Genomic DNA, 14,254 nt, shown 5'->3' on the forward strand with positions numbered 1-14,254 from the left:
ATAACCGGCGGTAATGTCCACTTCGGGGGGTATTGCGTTTTTTTGAGGGGGCGGGAGCGCTAATTCGCGGTCTGGTCCAGGTGGTGCGCAAGGAACAGGGAAGTGGCCACGCCGTCATCGCCGACGGTGCGCAGGGCGTAGTCGGAGACGATCTCGCGGATGCGATCCAGCATCTCGCGCTGGTCTTCCTCGGTGAGTTTCAGCCCGACGCGTAGCACCTGGATTTCGTTGGGAGAGAGGCCGTCGATCTCCTGCAGGAACGTCTCCACCAGCACGGGGGCCGCGTCCGGGAGCTTGGTGCCCCAGGACATTCGCGTGCTGCGGTAGGGGACTTCCTTGGCCCCGCGATTGCCGCGGCGGGCGGCCTCGGCCTCGAGGAATCCGGTGGCCAGCAGCGTTCGAACATGGTGCAGCGAGGTGGCCGGATTGATGTCCAGCAGATCGGCGATTTCCTTGTTGGTCCTAGATTTATGCAGGCAAAGGCGTAGGATTCGTAGCCTGATGGGGGAACTCAGGGCCCGTGCTCGTGCTTGCAGCTCCTCGTCGGTTGCCATATGTTCAGCATACGGTAAATATCCGCACTGATTGACTTCCTCAAATCGCATAGCAAGGTTCGTATGACCTCCTCTAGGCACCAGTCTCAGCCGGCGCCGGATGGGACGGGGGGATCCGCTGGGGGCGGTCCCACCGACTTTCACGAAGCTGTGAGCCAACCGGCGAAGCCCCTTCTGCGTGATGGCAACTTCCTGGTTTTCTGGCTCGGGCAGACGCTCAGCCAGCTCGGGGCCCAGCTCGGCGCCGTCGCCTTGCCCGTCCTGGCGGTGTCCCTCCTGCATGCCACCGAGTGGGAAGTGGGCGTGCTCAACGCCGCCAACACCGCCGCGTTCCTCCTCGTGGGTCTGCCGGTCGGGGCGTGGGTGGACCGGTGGTTCAAGCGGCGCATCATGATCCGGGCGGACCTGGCCCGCGTGGTGGCCATGCTTGCCATCCCGGCGCTGTGGTTCTCCGGCGTGATGGAGATGTGGCACCTCTGGGTGATCGCGGCGGCCATCGGCGTGGCCAACGTGTTCTTCGACGTGTCCTACCAGTCCTACATTCCGGCGCTGGTGGCGCGCGACCAGATCTCCGAGGCGAACGCCAAGCTGGAGACCACGGGGCAGGTGTCGCGGCTGGCCGGGCCGGCGCTCGGGGGAGGGCTGCTGGTCGTCATCTCGGCGCCGGTGCTCTTCATCGGCGAAGCGATCGGTTATCTGATCTCGGCGCTGTGCCTCTGGCGGGTGCGCGACAACGAAAAACCCGCCCCAGAGCCGGCGACCCGCAACCTGGCCGACGAAATCCGGGAGGGACTGGCGTACGTGGTGCGCCATCCGCTGATCGGCAGGATCGCCCTGACGACCGCGATCACCAACTTCTTCAGCACCATCGTTTTCACGCTCCTTCCGATCCTGGTCCTGCGCACCCTCGGACTCGACACCGTGCAGCTCGGCCTGATCTACTCCGTGGGCGCCGTGGGCGGGCTGATCGCGGCCTCGGTGACCCCGCAGGTGGCGAAGTGGATCGGCGAGGGAACGTCCCTGCCCGTCAGCTGCCTCCTCACAGCGGTCGGGATGGCGGGCTTCCCGCTGTCCACGATGGTCGAGGGCAAGGTCGCCGCCTTCCTCGTCCTTGCGGCGTCGATGTTCGTGCTCACGGTCGGGGTGCTGATCTACAACATCATCCAGGTGAGCATGCGCCAGCGCATCTGCCCGCCCCGCCTGCTGGGGAGGATGAACGCATCGATCCGCTTCCTGGTCTGGGGCGTCATGCCGTTCGCGGCGCTGCTCGCGGGGGTTCTCGGCGAATGGACGGGCCTCGTCACGGCCCTGTGGGTCGGCGTGGTCGGCTGCGCCGCGGCCGTCCTGCCGTTACTCTTCTCGCCGCTGCCGCGCATGCGCACCCTGCCCGAATCGGTCGAGCGCGACGCCGGCGGCCCGGACGGCCGCAGCTAGGACGCCGGCTACGCGCGGGGGCGCCGTCGTTCGGGGGCCGGGGGGACGAGCTTGGCGTGCGTGACAGCGCTGCGCGGCACCGGCACGTCGCCGGACCTGGTCCGCACGACGACGGCGTCGCCTGCCGTCTCGCCCGCGGCGTCGGCTTCGGTGGCCGCCGCGCGCACCCCGACGAACGTTCCCAGGGCGTCGCTCGACATCGCGCCGCGGGGGCCTTCGAGGCGGTAGCGTACGACGATCCGGTCGCCGGGGGAGAGTGTGTCGAAGAAGTCGCTCGGCATGACCCGATCGTAGCGGTCCGTGACGACACCTGAGAGCGGGCGGGCGCACGGGCGTACTAAGCTGGGGGTGCGTGGTCGAACGCTGACCGCCGCACCGGAACATCCCACTCCACAGGAAGGCCTCGGGTACCGTGACCTACATCATCGCCCAGCCGTGCGTCGACGTTAAGGACAAGGCCTGCATCGAGGAGTGTCCCGTCGACTGCATCTACGAGGGCGAGCGCTCGCTGTACATCCACCCGGACGAGTGCGTCGACTGCGGTGCGTGCGAGCCGGTGTGCCCCGTCGAGGCCATCTACTACGAGGACGACACCCCCGAGCAGTGGGCGGAGTACTACAAGGCCAACGTCGAGTTCTTCGACGAGATCGGATCGCCCGGCGGCGCCGCCAAGCTCGGCAACACGGGCACCGACCACCCGATCATTTCCGTCCTTCCGCCGCAGAACCAGGGCTAGCGGCGGTCGCCGCGCACCGGAGATGCTGAAGCTCCCCGACTACCCCTGGGATTCGCTCGCCCCGTACCTGGCTACGGCCGCACGGCACGACGGCGGAGCGGTCAACCTCTCGATCGGCACGCCGGTGGACCCGACCCCGCGCATCGTCCAGGACGCGCTGCGCGCCGCCGCCGACGCCCCCGGCTACCCGACGACCCACGGCACCGAGTCGCTGCGGCGCGCGATCTCCGACTGGTACGCGCGGCGCCGCGGCACGCACGGGATCGACCCGGCGAACATCATGCCCACGGTCGGATCCAAGGAACTGGTGGCGTGGCTGCCTCTGCTGCTCGGCGTTGGCCCGGGAGACGTCGTCGTGCGTCCCGAGGTCGCGTACCCGACGTACGACATCGGCGCCAGGCTCGCCGGCGCCGAGGCGGTCGCCGCGGACCGACTGTCCGACCTCCCCGCCGACGTCCGGGCGCGCGTGCGCCTGGTGTGGGTGAACTCGCCCGGCAACCCGACCGGAATCGTCCGCGATGTCGACGAACTGGCCGAGCTGGTGCGCGACGCCCGATCGCTGGGCGCCGTCGTCGCCTCCGACGAGTGCTACGCGGAGCTGGGCTGGGACCGGTGGGAGGCCGGTGTTCCCGGTGTCCTGGACCCGCGCGTCAGCGGCGGGGACCATTCGTCCCTGCTCTCCGTCTACTCGCTCTCCAAGCAGTCCAACGTCGCGGGATACCGCGCCGCGTTCGTTGCGGGCGCCCCCGAGCTGATGCCAACGCTGATCAACAACCGCAAGCACGCCGGCATGATCGTGCCGCACCCCGTCCAGGAGGCCATGCGCGTGGCCCTGGGCGACGACACGCACGTGGCCGCGCAGAAGGACCTCTACCGCGGACGCCGAGAACGCCTGATCCCGGCTTTGGGCGCGTTCGGGCTGCGGATCGAGCACTCGGAGGCCGGGCTGTACCTGTGGGCCACGGCGGGCGAGGACACGTGGGACACGGTCGGACGCCTTGCCGACCTGGGAATCGTGGTGGGCCCGGGCAGCTTCTACGGCACGGCCGGCGAAGGTTACGTTCGGGTGGCGCTCACGGCCGCCGACGAGCGCATCGATGCCGCCGTCCAGCGCCTGCATGCGGGCTAGCGTGGCCGAAACGTGACCGCCGGATTAGTTGTCGGCGCCGAGTTGCCGGTAGCGTGAGCCGTGATTAATGCCCTTTGGAACCATCTGTACTCCGGTGAGGAAAAGCCATGACGGATCAGAATTCTGCCCGCTTAGCGTTTGCGGGTGCGGAGCTCGAGCTCCCTGTTGTCCCCGCCGTTGAGGGCAACAATGGCTTCGACGTTGCGAAGCTCCTCAAGTCGACCGGCGCCGTCACGTACGACCCCGGCTTCATGAACACCGCGGCCACGAAGTCCGCCATCACCTACATCGACGGTGACGCCGGCATCCTGCGCTACCGCGGCTACCCGATCGAGCAGCTGGCCCAGAAGTCCACCTTCCTGGAGACCTCCTACCTGCTCATCTACGGGAACCTTCCCTCGAATACGGAGCTGGAGGAGTTCGACCAGAAGATCCGCCGCCACACGCTGCTGCATGAAGAGCTCAAGGGCTTCTTCGGCGGTTTCCCGCGCGACGCGCACCCGATGCCGGTGCTCTCCTCGGCCGTGTCCGCCCTGTCCACCTGGTATCAGGACTCGCTGGATCCGTTCAACGAGGAGCAGGTGGAGCTCTCCACCATCCGCCTGCTCGCGAAGATGCCCGTCATCGCGGCCTACGCGCACAAGAAGTCGATCGGCCAGGCGCTGCTCTACCCGGACAACTCCATGAACCTCGTGGAGAACTTCATGCGCCTGAGCTTCGGCCTCGCCGCCGAGCCGTACGACCTCGACCCGGATCTGGTGAAGGCGCTGGACCAGCTCCTGATCCTCCACGCGGACCACGAACAGAACTGTTCGACGTCCACCGTCCGACTGGTCGGCTCCTCCAACGCGAACATGTTCGCGTCCGTCTCCGCCGGCATCAACGCCCTGTTCGGCCCGGCCCACGGCGGCGCCAACGAGGCCGTGCTGAAGATGCTGCGCCAGATCCAGGCCGACGGCATCAAGCCCGAGGACTACATGGAGAAGGTCAAGAACAAGGAGGACGGCGTCCGGCTCATGGGCTTCGGACACCGCGTCTACAAGAACTACGACCCGCGCGCCAAGATCATCAAGGCGACGGCCCACGACATCCTGGGCAAGCTTGGCGGCAACGACGAGCTTCTGGACATCGCGATGCGGCTCGAGGAGCGCGCGCTGGCGGACGACTACTTCATCGAGCGCAAGCTGTACCCGAACGTCGACTTCTACACGGGCCTGATCTACAAGGCCATGGGCTTCCCGGAGAAGATGTTCACGGTGCTGTTCGCGATCGGCCGCCTGCCGGGTTGGATCGCGCAGTGGCGCGAGATGATCCAGGATCCGCAGCTGAAGATCGGCCGTCCGCGCCAGCTCTACATCGGCGAGGGCGAGCGCACCTACCCGGGCAACTAGCGCGGCGGAACAACGAACGACGGCGGCGGCCGGCTCCCAACGGGCCGGCCGCCGTCGTTGTCGTTGGCGTTCAGGGGCAAAACGCGGTTTTCGGTGCCCGCGGGGCGAAACGGGTTTACTCTGGTGGGGGAAACCTTCACGAGGAAGGCCATGGATGTACGAACGATCCGGTGACGGTTGGCGGGTGTCCGCGGACACGCACGAACAGGTCCTCCTTGCTCTGTACTTCCGCGACCTGGCGGGGATCCCCCATGCCGATCAGCCGATGCTCTGTCCGTTGTCGCCCCCGGTGCGTCCCGTCGCCGCGCCCGAGGTGCCCCGGCACGGGGCCGCGGAGTTGCGGCAGGAGTGGCAGCAGTGGTGGCGCCGGTTGCTGCGGCACGATCTCCAGGAGCACGATGGCGGTCCCGCTGGACATCCGCGCCCGGGACTGGACGCCCTGCTGGAACCGCCGCGCTTTCCGGCGTTCGACGACTCGCCGACCCTGCAGCGGCTGATGCGCGCCCACTACGGCGCCGCGTTCAGCTGGGTGGAGGCGCGGCTTCTGGAATACGGAGAGGTCTCCCGCGAGCACACGGCCTCCGGGCGCAGGGCCGCGCTGGAGCGGTTGGTCCAGGACCGCGAACTCGAATCGGACCTCCCGGCCGCCTCGATCAGCCTCAACCTGGTCGAGCTGCCGCTGGCCGAGCCCCGCGCGTGGTTCGTGGAGCCGCGGACCGTGATCATGAGCCAGGAACTGCCGCGGCACGAGGAACTGTTCCGCAGCTACCTCCAGCCGATCGTCGGCATGCTGCAGCCCTGAGCCCTGAGCGCGCCCGGCTATCCCTCGCCCTCGGCGGCGGCGACGGTGACGACGACGCTGCCATCCGTGGTGGACGCCGGAACCCAGCCATCCTCGGCGCGGTTCCAGAGAAGTCCCGCGTGTCCCACGGACGTGGTTTGCTGCGCCGCGGCGTTGGCCACCGCCCACTGGGCAACCGCCCACCCCCGCGTGCCACGCGCCTCGAAGGCCACGGTGCGGCCATCGACGGTGGCGGAGAGGCCGCCGAACGCGGCCTCCGCGGCATCGGCCACCTCCTGAGGGTCTCCGGACGCCGTCGCCTTGCGCAGCACGCAGTTCAGGGCGGCGGGGGACTGGCCGGTGAGCGCCGACGCGTAGGCGCGCCCTTCCGGCTCGTGGTCGGCATAGGCATCCGGGTAGGCGCTTCGCTGGACTTTCTGGGCGGCCTCGGTCACCGGCATGTCCACGTAGTCGAACGTGTCCAGCTCCTCGTAGAACCGGTTCGCGGCGTAGAGCGGATCCATGACTTGCGCCTGCGTCCCCCAGCCCTGCGACGGGCGCTGCTGGAAGAGGCCGCGCGAATCGGGGCCGGCGGTGTCGCCGTAGTCGATGTTGCGCAGCTTGGATTCCTGGACCCCGGTGGCGATCGCGATCGTCGCCGCCCGGGCGGGCATCCCGCGCCGGACGGAGACCGCGGCGATCAGCGCCGCGTTGCCCGCCTGTTCCGGATCCAGCTCGTGCCGGTCGGAACCGACGACGGCGTCGCAGCGCTCGCGCACCAGCGTCTGCTCGTCCTCGAGGTACGCGTAGGCCGCGTAGATTCCGCCCCCGACGACGGCGACGCCGAGCAGGAGCGCCATCACCGACCGGGCGCGCCGTCGCCTGCGGTGCGCCAGCTGTCCGGACCTCCCGCGGCGGGACGGCGTCCGGCTCCATTCCGCCCCGAGGGCTAGAACCCGGCGGTGGGGGTCAGTTGGCATGCAGGGCCGAGTTCAGCTCCACCGTCTGTCCCTGGCGGGGGAGGGCCTCGACGGCGCCGGAGGACGAGTTGCGGCGGAAGAGCAGGTTCGGCACGCCGGAGAGCTCCAGCGCCTTGACCGTCCGGTCCCCGAGCTGGACGCGCGTTCCCGCGGTGACGTACAGGCCGGCCTCCACGACGCAGTCGTCGCCGATGGAGATGCCGACGCCGGAGTTCGCGCCCAGCAGGACGCGCTGTCCGATCACGATGCGTTCCTTGCCGCCGCCGGAGAGCGTCCCCATGATCGAGGCGCCGCCGCCGACGTCGGAGCCGTCGCCGACGACCACGGAGGCCGAGATGCGGCCCTCGACCATCGAGGAGCCGAGCGTTCCGGCGTTGAAGTTCACGAAGCCCTCGTGCATCACCGTGGTCCCGGCTGCGAGGTGCGCTCCCAGACGGACGCGGTCGGCGTCTGCGATGCGGACACCCGCCGGCAGGACGTAGTCGACCATGCGGGGGAACTTGTCCACGCCGTACACGGAGACGGCGCCGCGGCGGCGGAGCTTCAGGCGGGTGGTCTCGAACCCGTCGACCGAACACGGCCCGAAGTTCGTCCAGACGACGTTTGAGAGCAGGCCGAACACGCCGTCGAGGTTCTGTTCGTTCGGGGCGACGAGGCGGTGCGAGAGCAGGTGGAGGCGGAGCCAGGCGTCGACGGCGTCGGCCGGGGCGACGTCGAGGTCGGCCTCGATCTCCACCACTTCCTGTGTGGTTCCGCGGTCGGCGTCGTCCGCCACGACCGCGGCCAGTTCGCCGGAGACCTGGGGAGCGCGTTCGAGCGGGCCGAGGGAGGGGGCCGGGAACCACACGTCCAGGACCGAACCGTCCGCCGCGCGGGTGGCGAGGCCGTATCCGGACGCGACGCGAACGGTGGAGTCGGCGGGGTTTTGGACAAGACCGGGCTGGGCATCTGCGGAAGTCATGCCTCCATGTTAGCCGCGGCGGCGGGGTTACGCTGGACGGGTGACTTCAGCCCAGCACGCGCGCCCGCGCACACCGCAGCCTGCCGCCCTCGACCCGCGCGGCGACGTCGCCGCCCTGACGGCGGCCCTGATCGACGTCGAATCCGTCTCCGGGAACGAGCGCGCCGTCGCCGATCTCGTCGAGGACGCGCTCCGGGACCTGGCGCACCTGGAGGTCCACCGCGACGGCGACGCGATCGTCGCCCGCACTCGCTTGGGCCTGCCCGAGCGCGTCGTGTTGGCCGGGCACCTGGACACCGTGCCGCTGCCCACCACCGGGGGCGCCCGCGGGACGGTCCCCTCTGCCTGGGACGGCGAGACGTTGTTCGGGCGCGGCGCGACGGACATGAAGGGAGGCGTCGCCGTCCAGCTGGCGCTGGCCGCGGGCCTCGCCGCACCCAACCGGGACGTGACGTACGTGTTCTACGACCATGAGGAAGTCGAGGGCAGCAAGTCCGGTCTGGGGCGGCTGGTGCGCAACAGCCCGGAGCTGCTGGAGGCCGACTTCGCGATCCTGCTGGAGCCCACGAACGGCACTGTCGAGGGCGGCTGCAACGGAACGTCCCGCTTCCGCGTGACCACCCGGGGCGTCGCCGCGCATTCGGCCCGCGCGTGGATGGGTCGGAACGCCATCCACGGCGCGGCGGACATTCTGGCCCGGCTGGCCGGGCACGAGCCGGCGACCGTGGACGTCGACGGGCTTCAGTACCGGGAATCGCTGAACGCCGTCCGGATCTCCGGAGGCATCGCCGGCAACGTGATCCCGGACCACTGCGAGGTGGAGATCAACTACCGGTTCGCGCCGGACAAGGGCATCGATGACGCCGAGACCTACGTGCGCCGGCTGATGGACGGCTTCGACGTGGTGCGGACCGACGCCGCGCCCGGTGCCCGTCCGGGACTGAGCCACCCGGCGGCGGCCTCGTTCGTGGAGGCCGTGGGAGCAGTGCCCCTGCCCAAGTACGGCTGGACGGACGTGGCTCGCTTCTCGGAACTGGGCATCCCGGCCGTGAACTTCGGCCCGGGCGATGCGCTGCTGGCCCACACGGACAACGAGCACGTGGAGGCGGACGCGGTCCGCGAATGCCTGGCCGCGCTGACGCGCTGGCTGACCGCCTGACGCAGGACGCCTGACACGCAAGCGGCGCCGCCACCCCGTGATGGTTACGGGTGTGGCGGCGCCGCTGTCTCGTTGGCCCGAACGCGGAACGTCCGGTCTATTTCTTGTCCCTCGGGTCATCCGGGTCCTTCGGCGCGGTCGCCGCGCCGGCGGCCGGTGGGAGGCCCGCCGGAACGCCGACGGGTTCTTCGGCCTTTGGCTTGACCTTGCCGGGCCCCCGGCTGCTGAGCCGGCTGGAGACGAACTCCGCCAGTCGCGAAAGCGAGAAGTTGATGAGGATGAAGATGGCCGCCACCACTATCAGCGCTTGCAGGACGTTGCCGTTCGGGGACGAGTACGTGCGTCCGAAGAACAGCAGCTCGTTGAAGCTGATGATGTAGCCCAGCGCGGAGTCCTTCAGGATCACGACGAACTGCCCGATCAGGGCCGGCAGCATCGCGATCAGGGCCTGCGGGATCTCGATCAGGCGCAACGACTGCTGCCGGGTGAGCCCGATCGCGATGCCCGCCTCGCGCTGGCCCTTGGGCAGGTTGTGCACGCCGGACCGGACGAGTTCGGCCACCACGGATCCGTTGTAGAAGACCAGTGCGGCGACCACGGCCCACAGCGCGCTGTCGTTGGAGATCTGCAGGGTGCGGGCGAAGAAGACGTTGAAGAAGACGATCATCAGCAGCACCGGCACTGCGCGGAAGAACTCCACGACCACGGAGCTGATCCCGTTGATCAGCTTGTTGTGCGAGAGCCGGCCCATGCCGAAGACCAGGCCGAACACCACGGATCCGACGATGCCCAGCGCGGCGGCCTTGAGGGTGTTGACGAGGCCGGGCAGCAGGTAGTTGGTCCATGTGCTTGCCTCCAGGAAGTCGTCCCACTGCGAGGCCTGCATCTGGTTCTTCGCGGCGAGGCCGGCGATGATCCACCAGAGGAGACCAGCGATGACGGCCACGCCAACGATGTTGATGGCGAGGATGGTCCGGCGGGACTTGGGCCCGGGTGCGTCGAAGATTACCGATGCGCTCATCGGGACACCGCCAGTTTCTTGGAGAGCCAGGTGGTCAGGAGTCCGACGGGGATCACGATGATCACGAACCCGGCGGCGAAGGTGAGGAAGATCGGGATGACGATGTCGGACCGGAACTCGATCATCGTCTTCATGACGGATGACGCCTCGATGGCAACGGAACCGACTGCGGCCACCGTGGAGTTCTTGATCAGGGCGATCAGCACGTTGCCCAGCGGCACGATGGCGCCCCGGAAGGCCTGCGGAAGGATCACGAGGCGGGCCGCCGGCATGAATCCGAGCCCGATGGCGCGGGCGGCCTCGGCCTGCCCGAGCGGGACGGTGTTCACGCCGGACCTGATGGCCTCGCAGACGAATGCCGCGTGGTAGACCGCGAGTCCCATGACAGCCAGACGGAAGAAGTTCTCCTGGAAGCCGCCGCCCAGACTGACGCCCAGCTGGCCGTTGAGGGCAAGAACGCCGAACAGGATGATGATGGTCAGCGGCGTGTTGCGGATGATGTTGACGTAGGAGGTGCCGATGGCGCGGAAGCTGGGGACCGGCGAGATCCGCATCATGGCCAGGAAGGTCCCCAGAACGAGCGATCCGATGGCGGCCCAGAAAGTCAGCTTGATGTTGACCCAGAACGCGGCCGGGATGTCGTATTCCGTGAAGATCGATAGGTAGTTGTCCACTGCCTGCCTCTATACTTGGTGGCCGCGCGGACGCGGCCCAGTGGGAAAGCGGTCCCCGGCGGGACGGCTCCATCACTGGAGCCGTCCCGCCGGGTGTGGCTCGTCGGCTAGGCGCAGGGTGCGGGCGTCGGCGGGTTGAGTTCCGCGTTCGGCTCGTAGCCCGTGCCCTCGGTGTTGGTCTCGAGCGCCGTCTTCCATTCGCCGGAGTCGACCATCTTGGTGATGGCCTCGTTGATGGCCTCGCACTGGTCGGATCCCTTGGGCAGTCCGACGCCGTAGTTCTCCTCCGAGAACGGCTGGCCCAGAACCTTGAACTTGCCCTGGTAGGCCGGCTGCGCCGCCAGGCCGGCCAGGATGATGTCGTCGGTGGTGACGGCGTCGATGGTGCCGCCGGACATCTGTGTGGTGCACTCGGCGTAGCCCGGGAGCTCCTGCAGGTTCACGTCCGTGGCCAGGGTGTCCTTGACCTTCTGCGCGGACGTGGAACCGGTGACGGAACACAGGTTCTTGCCGTTGAGGTCCTCCGGGGACGTGATGTCGGAGTCGACGCTGATCAACAGGTCCTGGCCGGCGACAAAATACGGTCCCGCGAAGTCGACGACCTCCTTGCGCGTGTCGGTGATGGAATACGTCGCGAAGATCATGTCGACCTGGTTGTTCTGCAGCATGGTCTCGCGGTTCGCGGACGGAGCCGAGACGAATTCGATCTGGTCCTCGGCATAGCCGAGTTCGTTGGCCACGTACTTGGCGACGTCGACGTCGAAACCCTTGTAGGTGTCGCCGTCCTTGAAGCCGAGACCGGGCTGGTCGAACTTGATGCCGATCTTGATCGAGTCCTCGGACTCGCCGGCGTCGCCACCGCCGCCGCAGGCGGAAAGGGTCAGTGCCGCCACGGCCGTGACGGCGGCGAGCGCGATGCGGTTCTTGCGCATGTCATTCTCCTTGGTATGTGGCCGCCCCGTGGGGCGGCCGCGAGTGGTGGTGCTAGTGGGTGATCAGTTTGCCGAGGAAGTCCTTGGCACGGTCGGTGCTGGGGTTCGTGAAGAAATCGTGGGGAGTCGACTGCTCCACGATCTGGCCGTCGGCCATGAAAACCACGCGGTCCGCGGCCTTCCGGGCGAAGCCCATCTCGTGGGTCACCACGATCATGGTCATGCCCTCCTTCGCCAGGCCCACCATGGTGTCCAGCACCTCCTGGATCATCTCCGGGTCCAAGGCGGAGGTGGGCTCGTCGAACAGCATGACCTTGGGGCGCATGGCGAGCGCGCGGGCGATGGCCACGCGCTGCTGCTGGCCGCCGGAAAGCTGGGCGGGGAGCTTGTCCTTCTGGTTGGCGACCCCGACCCGCTCGAGCAGTTCCATGGCTAGCTTGTTGGCGTCCGCCTTCTTCATGCCCTTGACCTGGATCGGGCCGAGCGTCACGTTTTCCAGGATGGACTTGTGGGCGAACAGGTTGAAGGACTGGAAGACCATCCCCACGTCCGCCCGCAGGCCAGCCAGCTGCTTGCCCTCTTCGGGAAGCAGCTTGCCGTCGATGTAGATTTCGCCGTCGTCGATCGTCTCCAAGCGGTTGATGGCGCGGCACAGTGTCGACTTGCCGGAACCGGACGGCCCCAGCACCACCACCACTTCGCCCTTGGCCACCTCGAGCTCGATGTTCTGCAGAACGTGAAGCGGCCCATAGTGCTTGTTGACCTTCGCCAAGCGGACGACCGGTCCGGTCGCCGTGGCGTTGCCGGTCTGGGGATCAGTGCTCATAGGGACGAGACTAGCGGATGTAAGGCGCGCCACAATGTACCCGCGGGCACTTCGGGCCGGATCGTCGCGGAATCTTTATTTTGCCGAGTCACCCCGGGATTGACCGGGCCTGTTCGGAACCCGGACCGGGCGTGCTCGCTATAGGGTGGAAGCATGTCCAGCAGCAACTCCTCCGGCCCGGCCTTCGACCCCCTGCCGTACCCGGCACGACGCAAGGGATCCGTGGTTCTGCGGCACCAACAAGCCCAGACCCAGCAGGCGGACGCCCAACTGCTGGATTCCCCCAAGGGGATCGACTTCACCCACACCGATCCGTGGCGCGTGCTGCGGATCCAAAGCGAATTCGTCGAGGGGTTCGGCACCCTCTCCGAGCTTGGCCCGGCCGTCAGCGTGTTCGGATCCGCCCGCACGGAACGGAACTCCGAACGGTATCTCCTGGCCGAACGGATCGGCTCGCTGTTGGTGGAGGCCGGCTACGCCGTGATCACCGGCGGCGGGCCGGGGACCATGGAGGCCGCCAACAAGGGCGCGATCGAGATGGACGGCACTTCGGTGGGGCTGGGCATCGAGCTGCCCTTCGAAACCGGCCTCAACGAGTTCGTCGACCTGGGCATCAACTTCCGATATTTTTTCGCGCGGAAAACCATGTTTGTCAAGTACTCGCAGGGATTTATCGTCCTCCCCGGTGGCTTCGGCACGCTGGACGAGCTCTTCGAGGCCCTGACGCTGGTTCAGACGGAGAAGGTGACGAGCTTTCCCATCGTCCTGGTGGGCACGGAGTATTGGGAACCGCTGGTGGCCTGGCTGCGCGCAACCGTCGCGGGCGAGGGCGCGATCTCCGAGCGGGACATGGACCTGATCCGGATGACCGACGACCCGGAGGAAGCGGTGCGCCTGATCGCGTCCCACGAATCCCAGGGGCGCGCGGACCCCGCGGGCCGCGCGGACTAGGGCCGGCCATGGAGTTCGTGCTGGTCGTCGTGGCCGTGGTGGTGGCGGGCCTCGCCGTGCTCCTCGCGGTCGGCGGCCGGCGCGGGGGGCGTGCGCCCGGCCCGGCGCCCTTCTCCGATGGAGAGCTCCTCGGCCTGGCCGAGCCCCTGCCCAACCTTCCGCCGGTGCTCCTTCCCGAGCGTCCGACGGCGGTGGACGTCGCCCGGGTGCGTTTCGGCGTCGGGTTGCGGGGGTACCGATGTGAACAGGTCGACGCGGTGCTCGAGGCACTGGCGGACGAGATCACGCGGCTCGAAACTGAGCTCGGCGACGCGCGGCGCAAGCCTGTGATTAGCACCACGAACCAATCTCCGGAATAATATGAAATGCAGGTTGAACGCCTTTCCGCTCCGGCGGATTCGTTCGACGTTCGAGCGGCGGGGCCAGGGGGTTCCGTGACACCTAGGAAGGAACACAGCGCCAATGGCTGCGATGAAACCGCGTACCGGGGATGGCCCCATGGAGGTCACGAAGGAAGGCCGTAGCCTGATCATGCGAGTGCCGATCGACGGCGGTGGGCGCCTTGTGGTGGAGCTCAACGGCGCCGAGGCGGCCGAACTGAAGGAGTGCCTCGTCGGCGTCACGGAATAAGACCCCTCGGGATGCCTCGACTCGATGCGCCACCGACGCGTCGGATTCACGCAAAAGGGTTCGGACGGCCGCCGCCGTCCGAACCCTTTTGCATC

Annotated in this window: 17 protein-coding genes; 9 read left to right on the plus strand and 8 right to left on the minus strand. The window is 68.1% G+C overall.

The genetic code is table 11. From position 1 onward, the window contains the following. Window positions 1-59: 59 nt before the first annotated feature. A complete protein-coding gene (locus ACHAAJ_RS02910) occupies window positions 60-554 on the minus strand; it encodes an ArsR/SmtB family transcription factor (protein ID WP_435726407.1) in 495 nt (164 codons plus the stop codon). 150 nt (window positions 555-704) lie between these two features. Here ACHAAJ_RS02910 and ACHAAJ_RS02915 point away from each other — a divergent pair, with 150 nt between their 5' ends. Beyond that, window positions 705-1,988 carry an MFS transporter gene (locus ACHAAJ_RS02915; protein WP_435726408.1) on the plus strand — a complete coding sequence of 428 codons (1,284 nt, stop codon included), beginning with the start codon at window positions 705-707 and terminating at the stop codon, window positions 1,986-1,988. Between the two features lie 8 nt (window positions 1,989-1,996). Here ACHAAJ_RS02915 and ACHAAJ_RS02920 read toward each other — a convergent pair whose 3' ends face one another. Continuing rightward, entirely contained in the window at window positions 1,997-2,269 is a 273-nt protein-coding gene (locus tag ACHAAJ_RS02920; RefSeq protein ID WP_435726410.1) for a hypothetical protein, read from the minus strand. A 131-nt stretch (window positions 2,270-2,400) separates the two neighbouring features. On the opposite strand from ACHAAJ_RS02920, the gene fdxA reads away from it, so the two are divergent. The 4 genes from fdxA to ACHAAJ_RS02940 all read left to right on the plus strand — a co-directional run bounded on the left by fdxA (window position 2,401) and on the right by ACHAAJ_RS02940 (window position 6,046). Further along, a complete protein-coding gene (gene fdxA / locus ACHAAJ_RS02925; protein WP_435726412.1) occupies window positions 2,401-2,724 on the plus strand; it encodes a ferredoxin in 324 nt (107 codons plus the stop codon). Window positions 2,725-2,746: 22 nt separating this feature from the next. Further along, complete coding sequence (gene dapC / locus ACHAAJ_RS02930) at window positions 2,747-3,853, plus strand: succinyldiaminopimelate transaminase (protein WP_435726414.1); 1,107 nt, start codon at window positions 2,747-2,749, stop codon at window positions 3,851-3,853. A 107-nt stretch (window positions 3,854-3,960) separates the two neighbouring features. Further along, window positions 3,961-5,244, plus strand: coding sequence for a citrate synthase (locus tag ACHAAJ_RS02935; protein WP_435726416.1), 1,284 nt, complete (start codon window positions 3,961-3,963; stop codon window positions 5,242-5,244). A gap of 154 nt (window positions 5,245-5,398) precedes the next feature. Further along, the gene (locus ACHAAJ_RS02940; protein WP_435726417.1) at window positions 5,399-6,046 is read left to right on the plus strand and encodes a hypothetical protein; all 648 of its coding nucleotides are present in this window, start codon (window positions 5,399-5,401) and stop codon (window positions 6,044-6,046) included. Window positions 6,047-6,063: 17 nt separating this feature from the next. Here the strand turns inward: ACHAAJ_RS02940 and ACHAAJ_RS02945 are convergent, their stop codons facing one another. Both ACHAAJ_RS02945 and dapD read right to left on the minus strand, forming a co-directional pair. Then, entirely contained in the window at window positions 6,064-6,885 is an 822-nt protein-coding gene (locus ACHAAJ_RS02945; RefSeq protein ID WP_435726590.1) for a hypothetical protein, read from the minus strand. A 109-nt stretch (window positions 6,886-6,994) separates the two neighbouring features. Beyond that, window positions 6,995-7,966 carry a 2,3,4,5-tetrahydropyridine-2,6-dicarboxylate N-succinyltransferase gene (dapD, locus tag ACHAAJ_RS02950; protein WP_435726419.1) on the minus strand — a complete coding sequence of 324 codons (972 nt, stop codon included), beginning with the start codon at window positions 7,964-7,966 and terminating at the stop codon, window positions 6,995-6,997. Window positions 7,967-8,006: 40 nt separating this feature from the next. Here dapD and dapE point away from each other — a divergent pair, with 40 nt between their 5' ends. After that, window positions 8,007-9,125 (plus strand): succinyl-diaminopimelate desuccinylase, encoded by a 1,119-nt coding sequence (gene dapE, locus ACHAAJ_RS02955; protein ID WP_435726420.1) that lies wholly within the window; start codon window positions 8,007-8,009, stop codon window positions 9,123-9,125. Window positions 9,126-9,222: 97 nt separating this feature from the next. On the opposite strand, the gene ACHAAJ_RS02960 is transcribed toward dapE, so the two are convergent. The 4 genes from ACHAAJ_RS02960 to ACHAAJ_RS02975 all read right to left on the minus strand — a co-directional run bounded on the left by ACHAAJ_RS02960 (window position 9,223) and on the right by ACHAAJ_RS02975 (window position 12,578). Next, window positions 9,223-10,146: an amino acid ABC transporter permease gene (locus ACHAAJ_RS02960; protein ID WP_435726421.1), complete on the minus strand. Its 924-nt coding sequence runs from the start codon at window positions 10,144-10,146 to the stop codon at window positions 9,223-9,225. Further along, window positions 10,143-10,820 (minus strand): amino acid ABC transporter permease, encoded by a 678-nt coding sequence (locus ACHAAJ_RS02965; protein WP_435726423.1) that lies wholly within the window; start codon window positions 10,818-10,820, stop codon window positions 10,143-10,145. Before ACHAAJ_RS02965 ends, ACHAAJ_RS02960 begins: the two co-directional genes overlap by 4 nt. Before the next feature lie 107 nt (window positions 10,821-10,927). Then, entirely contained in the window at window positions 10,928-11,752 is an 825-nt protein-coding gene (locus ACHAAJ_RS02970) for a glutamate ABC transporter substrate-binding protein (RefSeq protein ID WP_435726425.1), read from the minus strand. A gap of 52 nt (window positions 11,753-11,804) precedes the next feature. Continuing rightward, a complete protein-coding gene (locus ACHAAJ_RS02975) occupies window positions 11,805-12,578 on the minus strand; it encodes an amino acid ABC transporter ATP-binding protein (protein ID WP_435726427.1) in 774 nt (257 codons plus the stop codon). Window positions 12,579-12,731: 153 nt separating this feature from the next. On the opposite strand from ACHAAJ_RS02975, the gene ACHAAJ_RS02980 reads away from it, so the two are divergent. From ACHAAJ_RS02980 to ACHAAJ_RS02990, 3 genes are all read left to right on the plus strand, one after another. Continuing rightward, entirely contained in the window at window positions 12,732-13,529 is a 798-nt protein-coding gene (locus ACHAAJ_RS02980; RefSeq protein ID WP_435726429.1) for an LOG family protein, read from the plus strand. Window positions 13,530-13,537: 8 nt separating this feature from the next. Beyond that, window positions 13,538-13,888, plus strand: a complete 351-nt coding sequence (locus tag ACHAAJ_RS02985; RefSeq protein WP_435726430.1) for a DivIVA domain-containing protein — start codon at window positions 13,538-13,540, stop codon at window positions 13,886-13,888. A 103-nt stretch (window positions 13,889-13,991) separates the two neighbouring features. Next, the gene (locus ACHAAJ_RS02990; RefSeq protein WP_435726431.1) at window positions 13,992-14,159 is read left to right on the plus strand and encodes a DUF3117 domain-containing protein; all 168 of its coding nucleotides are present in this window, start codon (window positions 13,992-13,994) and stop codon (window positions 14,157-14,159) included. Window positions 14,160-14,254: the final 95 nt, after the last annotated feature.

The sequence above is a fragment of the Arthrobacter arnarulunnguaqae genome (genome assembly GCF_051262515.1).
Taxonomy (GTDB): domain Bacteria; phylum Actinomycetota; class Actinomycetes; order Actinomycetales; family Micrococcaceae; genus Arthrobacter_N.